The sequence below is a fragment of the Mycoplana ramosa genome (assembly GCF_041930185.1).
Lineage (GTDB): Bacteria > Pseudomonadota > Alphaproteobacteria > Rhizobiales > Rhizobiaceae > Mycoplana > Mycoplana ramosa.
The window spans coordinates 1-17683 of sequence record NZ_JBHEEW010000005.1 but is presented as its reverse complement, the minus strand read 5'-3'; the positions used below and the strand labels follow the sequence as shown (position 1 = coordinate 17683).

Genomic DNA, 17683 nt, shown 5'->3' with positions numbered 1-17683 from the left:
TCAACGTTTTTCGGTGAATAGGACCGCCTCTGTCGGCGCGCTGCCGGCGACGATATCCCGCCGCCGGCAGCGTTTTTCCCCGTATGAGGGTCGTTCGAGCATCAAGCTTTGGGCCGGACTTCCTGATAGACCCGGCTTGATCCGTCTTTGCTCACGGCCAGAACGTCATAGGAGGCACCGGGATCATCCCCCATGCCCAGCGATCCGCTCGGCATCCCAGGCACCGCAAGCCCGACGACGGCGGGGCGTTCGGCAAGGAGGCGGCTGACGGCGTCGAGGGGCACATGGCCCTCGAGATAGTACCCCGCGACAATCGCGGTGTGGCAGCCCTGCAACTGCGCTGGTATCGCAAACCGTTGCTTGATCGCGCCGAGATCGTCGACATTCTCGATCTTCACCGAGAACCCTGCCGCCTTCATCGCGTCTGCCCACGCCTGGCAACAGCCGCAGTTCGGATCCTTGTAGACCAGGATTGATTCGCCGCCAGCGCGTGCCGATCCAGCCATTGCGATCGCTCCGGCCGCGGCGACGGACCAGAGGAATTGTCTTCTCTTCATTGTTTTCTCCATCCTGTATCGGAGATAGGGTCAAGCCGTTGCGTCCGGCTGGTCTCCAGGATCGTTGATCCAGTTCATGTGGAGGATGCAGCCGATATTCCTCAAAGAGGATGTGTTCAGACCCTGGGAGGCTGCGTGGGTGGCTCAACGACGGCGGACGACCGTTGCTGGTCGTGCAGAGGCCCATGCAAAACCACACGCGGCACGCGTCGAACAATCCAGCTCGACAGGTTCTCGCAGGCCATGGCCGGCGAGGAGCAGGTCAACGCCAGAGGGCAGAGGCCGCCGCAGCCGCGTGTCTGCGCCGGGAGTTCACTGCGGCAGCAGTCGTCCTTCTCCATGGCGGCATCCATCCCGGGCGCCACGCTTTGATGCATCCCGAACATGCCCATCATGGCCGGCGCGGCCGCAGCCGCATACACGGGAGCGAACGCGATCCCGAGCAGGGCCAGCAGCAGGCAAATTCGTCGCAGCATCGCGATTGCAGACATGGGTGCAGAATGGCACGTGGCGGATCCGGTTGGAAGCGGGCAGCCCGCATTGCGACGCACGGCCGCAACCGCGCCCGTTACCGCTGTTTCAGTATCCAAGCGCCGACTGGGTGCCGACCGTCGCGGCGGCCAAGGCAACGTAGCGCCCCGTTTTGGCGACGCTCACCAGCAGCAGAAAGGACCACAGCGGCTCCCGCAGAACGCCAGCAAGGACGGTCAGCGCATCACCGAACAACGGCATCCACGACAGCAACAGCGACCAGCGGCCGTACCGCCGATACCAGTTGCCGGCCCTGTCGAGCGAAGACCGCTTTGCCGGAAACCACGTTCGGTCACCGAACCGATCGATGAACCGTCCGAGGAACCAGTTGCACACCGCGCCGGCGACGTTGCCTAGGCTTGCCACCAAAACGAGGCTGGGAATGGAGAACTGTCCCGACACCAGCAGGCCGACCAGGACGGGTTCGGACTGAAACGGCAGCACCGTCGCGGCCCCGAAGGCCGCGAGAAACAGGCCGACAAAGGCGCCCAGGCTGGTCATCACGTGGTTTCCGCATCCCATCAAACGCGCCCCTTGTCTCATGCTTCGGTTTGCCGGGCAAACCGGTGGCGGTCATACCGGCCAAAGGGTGCGTCGACCGCCTCGACCCGACCTTGGCAGCCACGGCGATTTTATCGTGGCCCAAAAAGAAACATGATTGTCATGAAATCTTTTCTTGCCTGCACGACCGAGTGGTGCGTAGCCTGTCAGTCGACTAGAGTCCGATACACACTCTGCGCTGAAAAACAGTTGGAGCACAGGCAATACAATTGGAAAATTGCATCTTTTTATAGATTGATTGCTGCATCGCAACGCAGCAACCACGGCGCGAATGAAGGAGTTACGCATGAGCAGTCCTTCGACGATGCAGGCAAAAGATGTGCTAACCTCCCAGTTCGGCCCATGGGGAGCGGCATTCGACTATGCCGTGGATGCAGCGCAGCGAAGCATTCTGTTTTGGGATGTCATGCGCCAGCGTGGCAACCGGTACCACGCCCATGCCGCCAAGACGGCGCCGCATGTTCTGAGCTATACGCCGGAAATCCTGATTGATGGCCGAACCTTGGAGCGGCCCGTCAACTATGCCCTCGTCCGGATCGTGCCGCCTGAAGGGACGGAGGTCGATCGGACCCGCCGCCCGTTCGTCGTCATCGACCCCAGGGCCGGACACGGCCCGGGCATCGGCGGCTTCAAGGCCGACAGCGAGATCGGGGTCGCGCTGCGCGCCGGCCATCCCTGCTACTTCATCGGCTTTCTTCCGGAGCCCGTCCCTGGCCAGACGATCGAGGACATCGCCAGGGCCGAGGCGATCTTCCTGGAGAAGGTCATCGCGCTGCATCCGGATGCAGATGCCAAGCCCTGCGTCATCGGCAATTGCCAGGCGGGCTGGGCGGTGATGATGCTGGCAGCCCTTCGACCCGAACTGTTCGGCTCGATCATCATCGCGGGGGCGCCGCTGTCCTACTGGGCGGGGGTGCGCGGCCGGTACCCAATGCGCTACAGCGGCGGATTGGTTGGCGGCAGCTGGCTGACCGCACTGACCAGTGACCTTGGCCAGGGCAAGTTCGACGGCGCCTGGCTGGTGCAGAACTTCGAGAACCAGAACCCGGCCAATACGCTCTGGAGCAAGCAGTACAACCTCTACTCCAAGATCGATACCGAGGCGCCGCGCTACCTCGGCTTTGAAGAGTGGTGGGGCGGGCACGTCAATCTCAACGCCGAAGAGATCCAGTTCATCGTCGACGAACTGTTCGTCGGCAACAACCTGGCAGCCGGCCGCATCAAGACGTCAGACGGATCGACGGTCGATCTGCGGAACATCCGAGCGCCGATCGTCGTGTTCTGCTCGAAGGGCGACAACATAACCCCGCCGCAGCAAGCGCTCGGCTGGATCCTCGATCTCTATGACGACGTCGACGAAATCCGCGCCCACGGGCAGACGATCGTCTATACCGTGCACGAAAGCGTCGGCCATCTCGGCATTTTCGTGTCGGGTGGCGTTGCGCGCAAGGAACACGGCGAGTTCGCCGGCAACATCGACCTGATCGATGCCTTGCCGCCCGGCCTTTACGAGGCGATCTTCGAGCCACGGACCGAAGAAACCAGAAACGCCGACTTGGTGGCGGGCGACTGGATCATGCGGTGCGAGGCGCGGACGCTCGACGACATCCGCGCGCCTGGTGGCAACGACGCCGCCGATGATCGCCGCTTTGCGACCGCGGCGAGGGTTTCCGAGACCAATCTGGCGCTCTATCGAACATTCGTGCAGCCATTCCTGCGCGATCTCTTGCCGGACGGATTTGGGGAGTGGCTGCGCAGGCTTCATCCCCTGCGGCTCCAGTACGACATCCTCTCCGATGCCAACCCGTTGATGGCGACCGTGGCCGATCTGGCCGTGCAGGCGACAAGCGAGCGCCGGCCCGTCTCTGCCGACAATCCGTTGCTTGCCCTGGAACAGGTCGCCTCCCGTCAGATCGTCGCCGGTCTCGACGCCTGGCGACAGTGGGTGGAAGCTGTTTCGGAAGCAACCTTCCTCTCCGTCTACGGCTCACCGCTGCTCCAGGCTTCGGTCGGCATTGACCCCACAAGCGATATGCCGCAGCGCAAGGCCGGCAAGACGGGCTTGCACCGAACGATCCTTCAGGCGCACAGAGAGGATCTGAAGGGGCGTATTGACGAAGGGGGGATGCGCGAGTGCCTGGCGCGCGCCCTGCTCTACGTGTCGATGGCGCGTGGCGGCGCCGATGAACGCGGCTTCGCCGCCATCCGCCGCCTGCGCGCCACGGAAGACGCCCTGCCCCGTTTGACGCTCAGTGAATTCAAGTCCCTCATCCGCGACCAGTTCCTGATGCTGCTGATCGACGAGGAAAGAGCACTGGCGGCGATTCCGAAATTGCTGCCGGCCGATCCGGAAGAGCGCCAGAAGGGCCTTGCCGCCGTCCGAACGGTCGTCAGCGCACGCGGTGAACTGACCGGCGAGGCGGAACGGCGCTGGCAGACGATCGCGCGGCTGTTTTTGCCCGACGGCAAGCTGACGGCCGTCGAGCAAGCCTCGGCCAAGGCAGCACGGATGAAGATGATCCGGCATTGAATCACGGGCGGTCGGGTTGGCGTCCGCGGCATATGCGCGAACGGGAACAATGAGGAACGGGGTCGGACCCATGACGGAAATCGACAGCACCCCACCGCAGGGCACGCACGAAAAATACGAGCGCCTGATCGCACGGGCGAAGGAAGCACCTTCCGCCCGCACGATCATCGTCCACCCTTGTGACGAGACGTCACTGCGCGGCGCGATTGCGGCCGCCGAGGCGGACCTGATCATACCGACCTTCGTCGGTCCGGCTCACAAGATCGACGCGGTCGCAAAAGCGCACGGCCTCGACATCAGCGCCTACGAAATCCTTGACGTGCCGCACAGCGATGCCGCGGCGGCCAGAGCGGTGGAACTGATCCGCGAGGCGAAGGGCGAACTGCTGATGAAAGGCAGCCTCCACACCGATGAACTGATGCGCGCCGTCACCTCTTCGACCACCGGGCTGCGCACCGAACGACGGATAAGCCACGTCTTCGTCATGGACGTGCCGACCTATCCCGAAACGCTTTTCGTCACGGATGCGGCGATCAACATCGCCCCCGACCTCGATGCCAAGCGCGACATCGTGCAAAACGCGATCGACCTGTTCGTCCAGGTCGGGCTGGGGACGCCGCGTGTGGCGATCCTTTCCGCCGTCGAGACGGTCACCTCGAAGATTCCATCCACCATCGATGCCGCAGCACTCTGCAAGATGGCCGAACGCGGTCAGATCACCGGCGGTCTTCTGGAGGGGCCACTCGCTTTCGACAACGCGATCGACCGGGAAGCCGCGAAGATCAAGGGAATCGCCTCGCCGGTGGCAGGTCATGCACAGATTCTCGTCGTGCCCAATCTGGAGGCGGGCAACATGCTGGCAAAGAACCTGACGTTTCTGGCCCGAGCCGATGCGGCCGGCATCGTGCTCGGTGCGCGGGTCCCGATCATCCTGACGTCGCGGGCGGACTCGCTCCGCACCCGCCTAGCCTCCTGCGCGGTGGCCGTCCTGCTCGCCGCCGCGCGCCTGCGCGCCGCCGCCGTCAAGCACGGGTGAGGCCCATGGACACCATCCTTGTCGTCAATGCGGGTTCGTCCAGCTTGAAATTCGAGGTCTTCGCCATCGGCGACGGCCCGAGAAAACTGCTGCGCGGGCAGTTGGAGGGCATCGGTACGGCACCCCGGCTGCGCATCAAGGGCAGCGACGGACAGGCTCTCGCCGATCAAGCCCACGCGCAATCCGACGTGCCCGACCTGCCCACCGCCATGCGGGTTGTCGGTGCCTGGCTGCGCGAGCGCCACGAGGGCCGCCTTGCCGCGGTCGGCCACCGGGTCGTTCACGGCGGTCCCGACTACGACCGGCCGGTGCTGATCGACGAGGAGGTACTGACCAGGCTGGAACGCTACGTGCCGCTCGCCCCGCTGCACCAGCCGAACAACCTTGCCCCGATCCGCGCGATCCTCGACCGCAGACCGGACCTGCCCCAGGTCGCCTGCTTCGACACCTCGTTCCATCGGGAACACAGCCAGGTGGCGAGCCACTACGCCATTCCCGAGCGCTTCTACGCCGAGGGCATCCGGCGCTATGGTTTCCACGGCCTGTCGTACGAATACGTTTCAGGCAAGCTGCGCGAGGTCGCCCCGCAAGTCGCTGATGGCCGGGTGGTCGTGGCGCATCTCGGCAGCGGCGCCTCGATGTGCGCGATCTTCGGCGGCAAGAGCATCGAGAGCACGCTGGGCTTTACCGCCCTCGACGGATTGCCGATGGGCACGCGTTGCGGACAGATCGACCCGGGCGTCATTCTCTACCTGCTGCAGCAACGGAGAATGACAGCACAAGAGGTACAGGAGCTGCTCTACAAGGATTCGGGCCTGAAGGGGCTGTCCGGGATCAGCAACGACGTGCGGATGCTGCTTCAGAGCAAGGACCCTCGCGCGGCCTTTGCCCTTGATCATTTCGTCCATCGCATCGGCCTGCATGCCGGATCGCTGGCCGCCGCGCTCGGCGGACTGGATGCCTTCGTCTTCACGGCAGGCATCGGGGAAAATTCGCCCCCGATGCGCGCGCGGATCGCAGCACGGCTCGCATGGCTCGGCGCCCGGATCGATCCGGCGAGGAACCTCGCCGGCGAGCTCGATGTTTCCACGCCGGAGAGCAAGGTGCGGCTCCTTGTCGTCCCGACCGACGAGGAACTGATGGTCGCCCGCCACACGCTGGCGCTGCTCGGTTGACAACATTGCAGTCTGCAGGTGCCGCGTGGCACCCTGGCACTTCTCGAACGGTGAGGCGCAGATGATCCCACATGTGCAGGCACAATTGTTGGCGGGCAAGAAGGGCCTGATCGTCGGCATCGCCAACGACCAGTCGATCGCCTGGGGCTGTGCGCGGGCATTCCGGGCGCTCGGCGCCGAACTTGCCGTCACCTACCTGAACGACAGGGCCAGGCCGCATGTCGAACCGCTGGCGCGCGAATTGGCGGCACCGATCGTGATGCCGCTCGACGTCGCCGTGCCCGGCCAGATGGAGGCGGTGTTTGACCGCATCGAGAAGGACTGGGGCAAGATCGATTTCCTCGTCCATTCCATCGCCTATGCGCCGAAGGACACGCTGCAGGGACGCGTTGTCGACGTGCCGCGGGACGGCTTTCTCACGACGATGGAGATCTCCTGCTGGTCGTTCATCCGCATGGCCCACCTGGCGGAACCGCTGATGAAGAACGGCGGGACGCTGTTCACCATGACCTATTACGGCAGCCAGATGGTGGTGAAGAACTACAACGTCATGGGCGTTGCCAAGGCCGCACTGGAGAGCGCCGTGCGCTACCTGGCGGCGGAACTCGGTCCGAAAGGCATCCGTGTGCACGCCATTTCGCCGGGGCCGCTCGCCACGCGCGCCGCCTCCGGCATTCCGCAGTTCGACGAACTGCTGAACAAGGCGCAGCAAACCGCACCGGCGCGTAGCCTGGTGAGCATCGATGACGTCGGCATGGCGACCGCCTTCCTCGCCCATGACGCCGCCCGGCTCATCACCGGAGAGACCCTCTATATCGATGGCGGGTATCACATCATCGACTGAGCGCGGTGAGACCGGCAAGAGCTGCGCCGAGCACGCGAGGTGAACAGGATGCTCGGCCAAGGTTGGGGACGTGATCAGCCTTGACGGAAAGCGCTGCAAGCCACGCATCCCGGCCGGCCCGGGCCGCACGACCGCGGCCCGGAGCCATCGTCAGATATCCTTGGCAAGGCGCAGCGCATCGTAGATCGCCGCATGCGTGTTACGGGCAGCAACCGCATCGCCGATCCTGAAGAGCTGGTAGGTGCCTTCCGGGTTGCGTTCGACCGTCTGCGGTTCACCCGAAATCAGTTCGTCATAGGAGACTTCGCCAAGATTTTTCGAGCCCGGCTTCAGCTCGAAATAGAGGTCGTCCAGCGGAATGGTGCCGTGGTTGACGACGATCTGGTCGACCGTGCGCTGCTTGGATACCCCGCCGTAGTCGCTGCCGATATGGGCGATGATCTGGTTGCCACTCTTTTCCGCCGACTCGAGCCGATAGGTGACGGTGAAGGTCGTGTCGAGCTTCTGCAGCGAGCGCATGTAGGGCACGAGGTTCATCGCCATGACTTCCGGCGCGAAGGCGCGGTCCGGCGTCATGATCTCGACCTTGCCGCCGGCCCTGGCGATGAATTCGGCGGCCTGGAGGCCGGCGTGGTCGCCGGCATCGTCATAGACGAGCACGTTCGTGCCGGGCTTGACGTCGCCGGAGATGATATCCCAGGCGGAAACGACAAGCTCGTTGCCCTTCGACAGAACCTCGGTGTGCGGCAGGCCGCCCGTGGCGATGATGACGACGTCGGCGTTTTCCGCCGTGACGGTGGCGGCGTCTGCCCAGGTGTTGAAGCGGAAGGTGACACCGAGCTTCTCGCACTGGCTCATGCGCCAGTCGATGATGCTGATCATTTCGCGCCGGCGTTCACTCTGCGCCGTCAGCCGGATCTGGCCGCCGGGATTGTTCGCAGCCTCGAACACCACGACCTCGTGGCCGCGCTCGGCGGACACGCGCGCGGCCTCGAGCCCGGCCGGGCCGGCACCGACGATCACCACCTTCTTGCGGACCTCGGCCTTGGCGATCTGATGCGGCATCGTCTCCTCGCGGCCGGTTGCCGCATTGTGGATGCAGAAGGCCAGGCCGCCCTGATAGATGCGGTCGAGACAGTAATTCGCACCGACGCAGGGGCGGATGTCGTCCTCTCGCTTTTCCATGATCTTGCGCACGATGTGCGGGTCGGTCATGTGGGCGCGGGTCATGCCGACCATGTCGACCTTGCCGGCGGCGATCGCGTGGCGTGCGGTCGCCACGTCCTGTATTTTCGCCGCGTGGAAGGTCGGGAAATTGGTGGCTGCGCGAACCTCGCCGGCGAAGTCCAGATGCGGCGCGCTCGCCATGCCCTGGATCGGAATAAGGTCGGTGAGGCCTGCATCGGTATCGATATGGCCGCGGACGACGTTCAGATAGTCGATCAGGCCGCTTTCCTTGAGGCGCTTGGAGATCTCGATCCCCTCCGCCCTGTCGGTTCCGCCCGGAAGACATTCGTCCGCGGTATAGCGAACGCCCAGGATGAAGTCGTCGCCCACCCGCTTGCGGATTGCCCTGAACACGTCGAAGCAGAAGCGCATGCGGTTCTCAAGGGAACCGCCATAGGGGCCATCGAGCTCGTTGGTAAGGGGCGAGGTAAACTGGTCGATCAGGTGACCGTAGGCCTCCAGTTCGACGCCATCCATGCCGCCGGCCTTCATGCGCTCGGCGGCGTCGGCAAAGTCCTTGATGATGCGTTCGATGTCCCAGTCTTCCAGCTTCTTGGGGAAGGCCCGGTGCGCCGCCTCGCGATGGTGAGAGGGCGCCACCACCGGCAGCCAATCGCCCTTGTCCCAGCGCGTGCGGCGGCCCAGATGGGTGAGCTGGATCATGATCGCCGCACCCGTTTCATGCACGGCATCGGTCATTTCCCGGATCCACGGAACGATTTCGTCCTTGTAGGCGAGCAGATTGTTGAAGACCGGCGGACTGTCCTTCGAGACGGCGGCGGAGCCGGCCGTCATTGTCAGCGCCACACCGCCCCTTGCCCGTTCCACGGTATAGGCCCGGTAACGCCCCTTCGGCATGCCATCTTCCGGATAGGCCGGCTCGTGCGACGTGACGATGATGCGGTTGCGAAGGGTCAAATGCTTCAGTTGGAACGGCTGAAGGAGGGGATCATTCGACATGCGGCGGGCTCCGGGTTAAGCGACTTTGGAACGACGGTAAGCGAAAATGTACATAAGCGTCAATTCAAGATAACATGAAGGTACGCAAAATAGACAAAATTGTACATTTTGCTTTCGGCGGGGCGCTGGATTTGCTACGAGGCACTCATGGAACACGCGACGAGCGATAGCGGCTGGCGGGGCTCTCACGAGGGATGGCTGGAAGCGGCCTATGATTGCCTGCTGGAATCTGGCGTGGATTCGGTGAAGATCCTTCCGCTCGCAAAGCGGCTCAATCTCTCCCGGACCAGCTTCTACTGGTTCTTCAAGGACCGCGAGGAGCTTTTGAGTGCGCTGATCGCGCGCTGGAGGGAGAAGAACACCGGCAATCTTGTGAAGCGGTCCGAGGCCTACGCGGAATCGCTCGCCGAAGCGATGCTGAACGTCTTCGACTGCTGGCTGAACAAGGAGCTTTTCGATTCCCAGTTCGAGTTTGCCGTCCGCAGCTGGGCACTGCAATCGCCCGACATCCTCCAACAGGTTCAAGACGCCGACCAGGCGCGGCTCGAAGCGCTGTCGCGCATGTTCATGCGGTTCGACTATGATGAAGCAGCTGCGGACGTTCGCGCACGAACCACCTACCTCGTCCAGATCGGATACATCTCGATGCAGTCCGAGGAGGATCTTGCGCTCCGCATGAAGCGCATCCCGGAATACATCGCGATCTACACCGGTCAGGTTCCCCAGCAGAGGGAACTGGCGCGCTTCTTCGCCCGGCATGGCTTCAAGCCGGTATGAGCTCAGGGTGGAAACGGGCTCGGATTTGAGCACCGGCGTGATCGGGCGGCCGGGCTGGCTAAACGCCGCGTCCTCACCGGGTGCATGTGGTTTTTGTGGAGAAGCTGGAAGCCAACGGGGTCGAGACGTGTGCCAAGCGCAAAAGCTCCTCGACGCTTACGCGGAGGAGCTTTGTATCAAGCGATTTGAATGTTCGAATATTCAAGTGTCGTTGGTTGGCGGGGCCTGAGTCCACAGAGCCAGGGACCCAACTGCCGTCGGGCCCCCTCTTTGGGCAGCAAGTCAGCGATGGCCTGCGGCTCGCTGTGGAAGGTTTTCCGTTTGTAGCGAGATTGTATGTTGTTCTCCTGCGTTGTGCTGAGGGCCTCCATAGAGCCACTGCAGGGTGTCATACCAATCAACCGGGGACTTCGCCTTCATGATTGTGTTACGAAGCTCAGCGTGCCCGCCCGCCGGGTGGTAGATATTCTCGCCAATCCACCGTGACTGCAATTGGACTCGAGCAGTTCGCATCTGCCGCTTGGCGAGGTAGCCGCTGATCGCCCGCTCAGGATCGCCGGCGGCCGCCTCGATCTCGAGGCCGATGCAAACCGCATCCTCCATCGCCATGCAGGCGCCCTGCGCGAAATACTGCATCATCGGATGGGCGGCGTCGCCCAGCAGCACGACGCGGCCGTCCTGCCATTTGGTGATCGGATCGCGGTCACAGAGCACCCAGAGCTTCCAGTTCTGGCCGTGCTCGATGATCTGCTGCGCCTTGGGATGGATGTGCTGGAAGCCGCGCATCACCTCTTCATGGCTGACCGACAGGCCGGCAACGGGCTCGGGCGCATCATTGTGGTAGGTGACGACGAGGTTGAAGACCTTCCAGTCCGATAGCGGATAGTGAACCAGATGACATTTCGGGCCGGCCCAGAGCGTGGCGGCGTTCCAGCGCAGGTCTTCCGGCATGTTCTCGGTGGGAATCACCGAACGGTAGGTGGTATGGCCGGACACGCGCGGCGGCCCGTCATTTGCAACGCGCTTGCGGACATTCGACCACAGGCCGTCCGCCCCGATCAGCATATGCCCGGCGATCCGTTCGCCATTGGCGAGAATGGCCGTCACGCTGGAAGCGTCCTGATCGTAGTCGACCACTTCCGCATTGGTGCGCAGCACGACCAGGGGATGGTCCTGGCAGGCGCGCAGGAAGACACCGAAAAGGTCGCCGCGATGGATTACGGCATAGGGATTGCCGAAACGCGCCCGGAAGGCGTCTCCGAGCGGAATGTTGGCCACTTCCTCCGCCGTCAGTGCATCCATCAGGCGGAGGCTGTCGACATAGACGGCCATGTTGCGCGCGATCTCACCGACGCCGAGCGCATCAAACGCGTGGAATGCATTGGGGCCGAGCTGAATGCCGGCGCCGATCTCACCGAGTTCCGGTGCCTTTTCCAGAACGAGGGTGCGAAAGCCACGATGGGCGAGGCCGATGGCGGTGGCCAGTCCACCGATGCCGCCGCCGGCGATCAGGATGGGATGGGTCTGAGGCATGTGATCTCCTCCTCTGGGATCATTCTTGCTCACTCCGCAGGAGCGGGTTCAGTGCCGGGGCCTGTCGCCCCGGCGAAGCTTCGCTATTCGGCGTCGGGCTGCGCGTCCGGCGCGGCGCGCGTGAACGCATCCAGCGCGTTGCAGGCCGCCCGGATCTCCGCGAGCCGGGTCAGGTCGGAAATGTCGACATTGAAGCGCGTCGCGGACGCGAGCTGGGGGATCAGGCAGATGTCGGCCAGCAAAGAGGCGGGTCTTTCCTTTCTCGGCGTCGGCGTCCAGCCGCCCACCGCCTCGCTCGGCCGCATGATCGGCGACGGACGCGACCATCTCGTCAACGCCTGGTGGATTTCGGGCGTGCCGGCGCTGGTGATCGTCGCCATCACGCTGCTGTTCCAGATCATCGGCGATGCCCTGCGTGATCATGTCGACGAGTGGCGCAATGGCTGAAACACTCCTCTCCATCCGCAACCTTCGACTGGACTTTGGCACCGCGCGCGGCGACGTGTCGGTCCTTCGAGGCATCGATCTCGATCTTGCCGCAGGCGAGGTCACCGCCCTTGTCGGCGAGAGCGGATCCGGAAAATCGGCGCTCGGCAAATCGATCCTCGGCCTTCACGCGCCACCCTTTGTCGCCTCCGCCGCCTCGATGCAGGGTAGCATCCACCTTCAGGACGAAGAGCTTCTTGGCGCGCCGCCAGAGCGCCTGAGGCACCTTAGGGCGCGCGAAGTCGCGCTGGTTTCGCAGGAGGCGCTGTCGGGCCTCAATCCGGTCATGCGCGTCGGCCCGCAGATTGCCGAGGCTGCCCAGGCCGCAAATCACGAACTCAGCCCGACCGCCGCCGAACGGCTGGCACGGGAGATGATCGCCGCCGTCGGACTGCCGGAGCCGGATGCCCGATATCGGGCCTATCCGCATCAGCTTTCCGGCGGCCAGCGCCAGCGGGTGATCATTGCGATCGCGGCGATCCGTCAACCGAAGCTGATGATTGCCGACGAGCCGACCACCGCGCTCGACGTTACGGTCCAGGCTCGCATCCTCGATCTGCTGCGCGCGCTGCAAGCCAGGCACGGCATGGCCATGCTGTTCATCACTCATGATCTTGGCGTGGTGGCGCAGATCGCCCAGCACGTCGCCGTCATGTATGCGGGCCGCATTGTCGAGCGCGGACCGCTTGCTGATGTCTTCACAAGGCCGCGCCATCCCTACACTGCCGGCCTGATCGCCGCCCTGCCGGAAGCCCCGACGCGCACTGGCCGGCTCGACGGCCATCCCCCGGATCCGGCGACGCTTTCTGACGGCTGCGCCTTTGCACCGCGCTGTCCGCGCGCGACAGCGGTCTGCTCAACTGCGCCGCCGAAGCGAACCCTCGATGACTCTACCTTGCTATGCTGGAACCCGATCCCATGACGCCCGCAATCCGACTCGAGAATGTATGCGCAGCCTATGGCGGTGCTTGGCCGCAGAGATCGAATGGGCGCCTCGCCCTCGACCGGATCGAGTTGACCGTGCCCTCCGGCTGCATTTTCGGAGTGGTCGGGGAGAGCGGATCGGGCAAATCGACCCTGGCACGCGTCGTGCTCCGGCTGATGCAACCGACGTGCGGATCCGTCGCGGTGGCCGGACAGGATCCCTACCGGCTCAAGGGACGCACGATTGCACAGTTCCGCCGGCTCATCCAGCCGGTGTTCCAGGACAGCATGGCGGCACTTGATCCGCGCATCCGCGTCGGCGACAGCCTGCGCATGGTGCTCGATCTGCATGCGATCGGCCGCCCCGGCGACCGGCAAAGGGTGGTGGAGAACCTGCTGACGAGCGTCGGCCTCGCCTCGCTGAGATCGGCCATTTCCGGCCCACGGCCCTCATTGCCGCCGAGCTGCCTCTGGATCGCCGCCATCTGTTCGCGCAAAATCGCCTCGCGCTGCCGCTCATCGAGCGACGCCTTGGTTTGATGGCCGATTTCCTGGGTCAGCCGCAGCAGCCGCTGCGCCAGGTATCGGGATACCTTGTCCAGGCGCGCCAGTCGCGGCGGGCCTGTTGTTGTGGAGCGCATGTCACGGCCCCCAGCACCTCGCGGCGGGTCTCAAGACCGCGGTTGAATTTGTCGCTGCGAGGCCTCTCCATCGCTCACTCCTGCTTGAAAAGATCGAACTTGCGAAATTGGTCCGTCAATCAGCGGATCCGGGCGCTGATGCGTTCGGCAACAGAGCGCGCCTGAACGCGAATGTCAGGCACGGCGGAGATCTCCCAATGCCTGCCGACGGTCAACGGACCGATCGCATAGAGGCGACCGTCGGTCGCCTCCCGGTCGGTGATGACGGTCGAATCGTCGTCGACGGCGATGCCGAGGCCGAGGGAATCGGGCTTAACGAGCCCCTTGCGGGCCAGATCGGACAAGAGCGGCGAGGCGCCGACCACGCATCGCTCCAGGCCGGCACAGTTGACAACCATGCCAGCCGGCAGAGCCACGGCATTGACGCCCACTACGTCCACGATGACCCCGTGTTTTGCACTTCGGATTGCGCCGGGCCGACCGCGATGTATGACCAACTGGCCGGATTTCCGAAGCGCTTCGATCTCTTGCGCCACCGCCGGCGCCATGCCGTGGCGATGCACGTTCCAGTACGCGGCCGCATGGCGGAGAAACCGTCCCCGCTGGTCCGCATCCATCGCCTTCCAGAGTGCCTGCGTGACGGGGCGGAGCCCGTCCATCGCCGCACGCCAGTCAGGCATGTCGGCGGCCTGCGCGCGCAGCCTGCGAAGCATGTCGCTGAGCTTACTCTCGCCCGCGACAAGCACCGGATCGGCCGGATCCGCCCTGCGCGACAGATGCGCTTGCGGCAAGAGCCCGCGTCGCGAGACGGCGTGCATGGTACCTTTGAAGCCCCGCCGCTTCAGAAGCAGGCATTGGTCGACCATGGTGAGGCCGGTGCCGATGAAAACGACGTCCGCGTCGTTCGGCATGTGCTCGCACTAGGCCGCCGCCCATGGGTCGTTGACGACCAGCGGTAAAACGTCCGCGGAGACCGCGTCTGGGGTTATTGGGAGACGGTTTGTGCCGGCGCCCGTACAAAGCGCGGCAAGGTGGGCAGTGAGCATGCGACCGTCGTTCAGGCGGAAAACCAGACTCCCATCGGCTGCGGCTTCAGCGCCAAGCGCGTCGGCATCGACCAGGGAAAGTGCAGCTCGGTTGGCCGTCCGTCGCCTCGCCGCCTCCAGGCAATCGCTGACATATCGGCCATAGATCTGACGCGGCACGTAGTCGTCGATTGTCCAGGCAAAGCCAACCTCGGCAAGCCAGCGGACGAAGTGGTTCGGACGGTCGGCAAAGAGACTCATCCGGCCGGCCGGAACGTTCAGGAGATGGGAATCGTCAGTGGTCGAATAGGCGATGCCCCTGCCCTGCCGCGCAGCACTCCCGACTAGGCTCACATTGGCGGTCGGTGGCAGCATCTCGATAAGATTGAGGCCGAGCGAAACGGCGGAAAATCCCGAACCGATGATTGCGACGTCGGTGCTCAAATGCATGAATAGTCCTCCGGCCCCGGCCGCCTGCGCATAGTCTACGGTATTTCCTACAAAATCTATAGAAACCTCGGAATTACTTTCTACCCGAGAAAACGGCGGGGGCGGGGTTCCAGAGGAATTGGTTAAGGCGGCCACTGCCGGAACTTGATTGCCTCCATGCTCGTCATAGACGGCGACCGGCTTACCCTTCTCGATCTTCGTGAAGCCGGCATAGACCAACTTCAAATCGGCCGAAAATTAGCAAAATCATTCTATACAGTCTCTATAGACTATGATCTTTTTACCCGATCCTTCCGAAACCGCATGAGGAGCAAACATGGGCACGACACCAGCGATTGGCCATCCTGTCCGCACCGCCGCCCTCATCGCGGCGGAAGACGAGGCGACTATCGTTGCGAGCGCGGTCGCCGCTGGCTTTGAAGCCGCCGGCATTCCGCAGCAAGCGCGTCTGGAGATCCTGGCTCGGTCCGGCCTGCTTGGCGTTTCGATTCCATCCGAACATGGAGGCCTCGACGCTTCGAACGTCGCGCTAGTCGAGATCTGCGCCATCGCAGCCGAAACGTCCGCAACGCTGGCGGAGTTACTCCGCTACTCATTTCGTCGCGCTGGAGGAGATCCGTAGTTTTGGAACCGAAGGCCAGCACAATACCGTCTTTCCGGCAGCACTGGCCGGCGCCAGGCTCAACAAAGCGCTGCTTTTTCACCGCAATCCGGAGAACGGCGCCCCGCTTAAGATGATGGTAAGCGGCGTTGGCTGGCGTCTTGCGGGGGAGGCGCTCAGTACGCCTTGCACCCGCCATGCCGACTGGCTGCTGGTACCGACGCAGATCGACGAAGGCAAGGCCGCCCAGCTTCTGTTGCCGACCCGGATCGACGGGCTGCATTACGTTGCCAACAGTTACGAGCCGTCCGCCATCGGCCAGCCGCCTTCGGAGCACATCCTGTTGAAGGACGTATTCGCCGACAGCGGAGCCTTGCTCCATGCAGTTGCCGAGGAGGATCGCATCGACGTACCGCATTCGCTCGCCCTGCTGCTCGAGGCGGCCCGCCATATCGGAGCCGGACGCCGGACGCTTCGGCGTGGGCTGGACATCAGCGAACCCGATACTTACGCCACCGGCGTCCTTTCGATGCGTCTCGCCGCCGCCGAAGCGGCGGCCGAGCACGCCGGGCGCGCGATCGACGCCGCGCAGATCGGCCTGACTGAACAGCATCGAACGAAGGCCTATTTTGCCGCCGCTGCGGCCTGCATTGCCGCTGCCGATGCCGCACGAGAGATTCGGGCGACCTTCGAACAGAACGCCGAGGCGCTTTTGACGGCGACGCCGGAGGGGGAGCCGGCGCCTCGTATGACGGACCTATTTCAACAAGTTGGCGCGCTTCGTCTCGAGCAGCACCGGTGCTCCCCGAAAGGCCTCTAGGCAAAGGTGAGTTTCCTTACCATGCCCTCCCGTTCGATCCTGCCTGCCGCGCCCAAGCTGGGGCGTACCGTAGCCAGTACAACCAATAACACAAAATCTATAAATTTAGTTGCCAATAGCAAATGCCATTCTATCGTGGCATTAGCATGTCGCCCTCGGGCGAGACCAGGAGCCTGCGAATGAACATGGCCAATCTAAAACGAAACGAACGCGGTGACGTCCCCGCCGCGTTATCGGCTGGGCACTGCAGCGTCGCCAAACCACGGACGTCGTATTGCAGGCTCTGCTCATGGCGGTGTGGCGACGCAAACCGAAGGACAAAGTACTGATCCATTCGGACCAGGGCTCGCAGTTCACCAGCATGGACTGGGCCTCGTTCCTCTAGCACCACAATCTGGTTCACTCGATGAGCCGACGCGGCAACTGTCATGACAACGCGGTGGCTGAGAGCTTCTTCAATCTTCTGAAGCGAGAGCGGATACGCCGGAAAGTCTACCGCTCCCGCGACGAGGCCCGCCAGGACGTGTTCGATTACATCGAGATGTTCTACAATCCGAAACGCAAACACGTCAGAAACGGGATGCTGTCACCCGTCGAGTTCGAGAAGCAGCAGAAAATCTAACCCGAGGGTGTCTACCAAACTCGGGGCTATTCATCCCCAAGCGTCGGGTCAAGGCCAAGCTCCGGGCCGACCGCACGGAGGCGACCCATTCCAACCATGTCTGGGCCATTCCACGGCCAGATCGCCTCGATCCTCGCCGCGATGGCAGCGGCGACGATCCTGGAGAAGCGGTTCTAGGCCTTGGCGCGTCACTATTATCTGGAGAAGCTGCGTGCCGGTGAACTGGATACAGAGCAGAAGCGCAAAAAGCTCCTCGACGCATCTGCGGAGGAGCTTTCTATGAAACGGCTTGAATGGGCAAATATTCAAGTCTCAGTGGTTGCGGGGGCAGGATTTGAACCTGCGGCCTTCAGGTTATGAGCCTGACGAGCTACCGGGCTGCT

18 protein-coding genes and 3 pseudogenes are annotated in these 17683 nt (G+C 63.5%); 12 read left to right on the top strand and 9 right to left on the bottom strand.

The features are described 5' to 3' along the window. Positions 1–101: 101 nt before the first annotated feature. From JNC62_RS07630 to JNC62_RS07620, 3 genes are all read right to left on the bottom strand, one after another. Positions 102–557: a DUF411 domain-containing protein gene (locus tag JNC62_RS07630; protein WP_374837497.1), complete on the bottom strand. Its 456-nt coding sequence runs from the start codon at positions 555–557 to the stop codon at positions 102–104. Positions 558–673: 116 nt separating this feature from the next. Continuing rightward, complete coding sequence (locus JNC62_RS07625) at positions 674–1048, bottom strand: hypothetical protein (protein ID WP_374837495.1); 375 nt, start codon at positions 1046–1048, stop codon at positions 674–676. 88 nt (positions 1049–1136) lie between these two features. Next, entirely contained in the window at positions 1137–1589 is a 453-nt protein-coding gene (locus JNC62_RS07620; RefSeq protein WP_374837493.1) for a YqaA family protein, read from the bottom strand. Positions 1590–1953: 364 nt separating this feature from the next. Here JNC62_RS07620 and JNC62_RS07615 point away from each other — a divergent pair, with 364 nt between their 5' ends. The 4 genes from JNC62_RS07615 to fabI all read left to right on the top strand — a co-directional run bounded on the left by JNC62_RS07615 (position 1954) and on the right by fabI (position 7234). Beyond that, entirely contained in the window at positions 1954–4179 is a 2226-nt protein-coding gene (locus JNC62_RS07615; protein ID WP_374837893.1) for a DUF3141 domain-containing protein, read from the top strand. 70 nt (positions 4180–4249) lie between these two features. Continuing rightward, positions 4250–5215, top strand: coding sequence for a phosphate acetyltransferase (locus JNC62_RS07610; RefSeq protein ID WP_374837491.1), 966 nt, complete (start codon positions 4250–4252; stop codon positions 5213–5215). A gap of 5 nt (positions 5216–5220) precedes the next feature. Next, positions 5221–6390: an acetate/propionate family kinase gene (locus JNC62_RS07605; protein ID WP_374837489.1), complete on the top strand. Its 1170-nt coding sequence runs from the start codon at positions 5221–5223 to the stop codon at positions 6388–6390. A gap of 61 nt (positions 6391–6451) precedes the next feature. Next, positions 6452–7234: an enoyl-ACP reductase FabI gene (gene fabI / locus JNC62_RS07600; RefSeq protein ID WP_374837487.1), complete on the top strand. Its 783-nt coding sequence runs from the start codon at positions 6452–6454 to the stop codon at positions 7232–7234. A gap of 150 nt (positions 7235–7384) precedes the next feature. On the opposite strand, the gene JNC62_RS07595 is transcribed toward fabI, so the two are convergent. Further along, on the bottom strand, positions 7385–9421 hold the full coding sequence (locus tag JNC62_RS07595; protein ID WP_374837485.1) for an oxidoreductase: 2037 nt from the start codon (positions 9419–9421) through the stop codon (positions 7385–7387). A 147-nt stretch (positions 9422–9568) separates the two neighbouring features. Between JNC62_RS07595 and JNC62_RS07590 the strand changes: the two genes are divergently transcribed. After that, complete coding sequence (locus JNC62_RS07590; protein ID WP_374837484.1) at positions 9569–10198, top strand: TetR/AcrR family transcriptional regulator; 630 nt, start codon at positions 9569–9571, stop codon at positions 10196–10198. Between the two features lie 282 nt (positions 10199–10480). Here the strand turns inward: JNC62_RS07590 and JNC62_RS07585 are convergent, their stop codons facing one another. Then, positions 10481–11731, bottom strand: a complete 1251-nt coding sequence (locus tag JNC62_RS07585) for a 3-hydroxybenzoate 6-monooxygenase (RefSeq protein ID WP_374837482.1) — start codon at positions 11729–11731, stop codon at positions 10481–10483. Between the two features lie 83 nt (positions 11732–11814). Further along, positions 11815–11973 (bottom strand): glutathione S-transferase family protein, encoded by a 159-nt coding sequence (locus JNC62_RS07580; protein WP_374837480.1) that lies wholly within the window; start codon positions 11971–11973, stop codon positions 11815–11817. On the opposite strand from JNC62_RS07580, the gene JNC62_RS07575 reads away from it, so the two are divergent. The 3 genes and pseudogenes from JNC62_RS07575 to JNC62_RS07565 all read left to right on the top strand — a co-directional run. Beyond that, positions 11960–12178: a hypothetical protein gene (locus tag JNC62_RS07575; RefSeq protein ID WP_374837478.1), complete on the top strand. Its 219-nt coding sequence runs from the start codon at positions 11960–11962 to the stop codon at positions 12176–12178. The two genes, JNC62_RS07580 and JNC62_RS07575, sit on opposite strands and share 14 nt — an antisense overlap. Then, positions 12171–13139, top strand: coding sequence for an ABC transporter ATP-binding protein (locus tag JNC62_RS07570; RefSeq protein ID WP_374837477.1), 969 nt, complete (start codon positions 12171–12173; stop codon positions 13137–13139). Before JNC62_RS07575 ends, JNC62_RS07570 begins: the two co-directional genes overlap by 8 nt. Next, positions 13118–13507 (top strand): annotated as a pseudogene (locus JNC62_RS07565) (ATP-binding cassette domain-containing protein); the annotation flags it as partial. The gene JNC62_RS07570 and the pseudogene JNC62_RS07565, both read left to right, overlap by 22 nt. Positions 13508–13554: 47 nt before the next feature. Here JNC62_RS07565 and JNC62_RS07560 read toward each other — a convergent pair. The 3 genes and pseudogenes from JNC62_RS07560 to JNC62_RS07550 all read right to left on the bottom strand — a co-directional run. Then, positions 13555–13752: pseudogene (locus JNC62_RS07560) on the bottom strand (hypothetical protein); the annotation flags it as partial. 149 nt (positions 13753–13901) lie between these two features. Continuing rightward, positions 13902–14693 (bottom strand): FAD/NAD(P)-binding protein, encoded by a 792-nt coding sequence (locus JNC62_RS07555; RefSeq protein ID WP_374837475.1) that lies wholly within the window; start codon positions 14691–14693, stop codon positions 13902–13904. Positions 14694–14702: 9 nt separating this feature from the next. Further along, positions 14703–15476: an FAD/NAD(P)-binding protein gene (locus tag JNC62_RS07550; protein ID WP_374837474.1), complete on the bottom strand. Its 774-nt coding sequence runs from the start codon at positions 15474–15476 to the stop codon at positions 14703–14705. 97 nt (positions 15477–15573) lie between these two features. On the opposite strand from JNC62_RS07550, the gene JNC62_RS07545 reads away from it, so the two are divergent. The 4 genes and pseudogenes from JNC62_RS07545 to JNC62_RS07530 all read left to right on the top strand — a co-directional run bounded on the left by JNC62_RS07545 (position 15574) and on the right by JNC62_RS07530 (position 17660). After that, positions 15574–15879 carry an acyl-CoA dehydrogenase family protein gene (locus tag JNC62_RS07545; RefSeq protein ID WP_374837472.1) on the top strand — a complete coding sequence of 102 codons (306 nt, stop codon included), beginning with the start codon at positions 15574–15576 and terminating at the stop codon, positions 15877–15879. A gap of 112 nt (positions 15880–15991) precedes the next feature. Beyond that, positions 15992–16678, top strand: a complete 687-nt coding sequence (locus tag JNC62_RS07540) for a hypothetical protein (RefSeq protein WP_374837470.1) — start codon at positions 15992–15994, stop codon at positions 16676–16678. A gap of 223 nt (positions 16679–16901) precedes the next feature. Continuing rightward, positions 16902–17300 (top strand): annotated as a pseudogene (locus JNC62_RS07535) (IS3 family transposase); the annotation flags it as partial. A gap of 180 nt (positions 17301–17480) precedes the next feature. After that, the gene (locus tag JNC62_RS07530) at positions 17481–17660 is read left to right on the top strand and encodes a hypothetical protein (RefSeq protein WP_374837468.1); all 180 of its coding nucleotides are present in this window, start codon (positions 17481–17483) and stop codon (positions 17658–17660) included. The last annotated feature ends 23 nt before the right edge of the window (positions 17661–17683 follow it).

Excerpts from the sequence above, each read along its gene's own strand:
- JNC62_RS07605 (WP_374837489.1), top strand. The coding sequence starts at position 5,221 with ATGGACACCATCCTTGTCGTCAATGCGGGTTCGTCCAGCTTGAAATTC.
- fabI (WP_374837487.1), top strand. The coding sequence starts at position 6,452 with ATGATCCCACATGTGCAGGCACAATTGTTGGCGGGCAAGAAGGGCCTG.
- JNC62_RS07610 (WP_374837491.1), top strand. The coding sequence starts at position 4,250 with ATGACGGAAATCGACAGCACCCCACCGCAGGGCACGCACGAAAAATAC.
- JNC62_RS07545 (WP_374837472.1), top strand. The coding sequence starts at position 15,574 with ATGGGCACGACACCAGCGATTGGCCATCCTGTCCGCACCGCCGCCCTC.
- JNC62_RS07620 (WP_374837493.1), bottom strand. The coding sequence starts at position 1,589 with ATGACCAGCCTGGGCGCCTTTGTCGGCCTGTTTCTCGCGGCCTTCGGG.
- JNC62_RS07630 (WP_374837497.1), bottom strand. The coding sequence starts at position 557 with ATGAAGAGAAGACAATTCCTCTGGTCCGTCGCCGCGGCCGGAGCGATC.
- JNC62_RS07590 (WP_374837484.1), top strand. The coding sequence starts at position 9,569 with ATGGAACACGCGACGAGCGATAGCGGCTGGCGGGGCTCTCACGAGGGA.
- JNC62_RS07595 (WP_374837485.1), bottom strand. The coding sequence starts at position 9,421 with ATGTCGAATGATCCCCTCCTTCAGCCGTTCCAACTGAAGCATTTGACC.
- JNC62_RS07585 (WP_374837482.1), bottom strand. The coding sequence starts at position 11,731 with ATGCCTCAGACCCATCCCATCCTGATCGCCGGCGGCGGCATCGGTGGA.
- JNC62_RS07555 (WP_374837475.1), bottom strand. The coding sequence starts at position 14,693 with ATGCCGAACGACGCGGACGTCGTTTTCATCGGCACCGGCCTCACCATG.
- JNC62_RS07615 (WP_374837893.1), top strand. The coding sequence starts at position 1,954 with ATGCAGGCAAAAGATGTGCTAACCTCCCAGTTCGGCCCATGGGGAGCG.
- JNC62_RS07570 (WP_374837477.1), top strand. The coding sequence starts at position 12,171 with ATGGCTGAAACACTCCTCTCCATCCGCAACCTTCGACTGGACTTTGGC.
- JNC62_RS07575 (WP_374837478.1), top strand. The coding sequence starts at position 11,960 with ATGTCGGCCAGCAAAGAGGCGGGTCTTTCCTTTCTCGGCGTCGGCGTC.
- JNC62_RS07625 (WP_374837495.1), bottom strand. The coding sequence starts at position 1,048 with ATGTCTGCAATCGCGATGCTGCGACGAATTTGCCTGCTGCTGGCCCTG.
- JNC62_RS07540 (WP_374837470.1), top strand. The coding sequence starts at position 15,992 with ATGATGGTAAGCGGCGTTGGCTGGCGTCTTGCGGGGGAGGCGCTCAGT.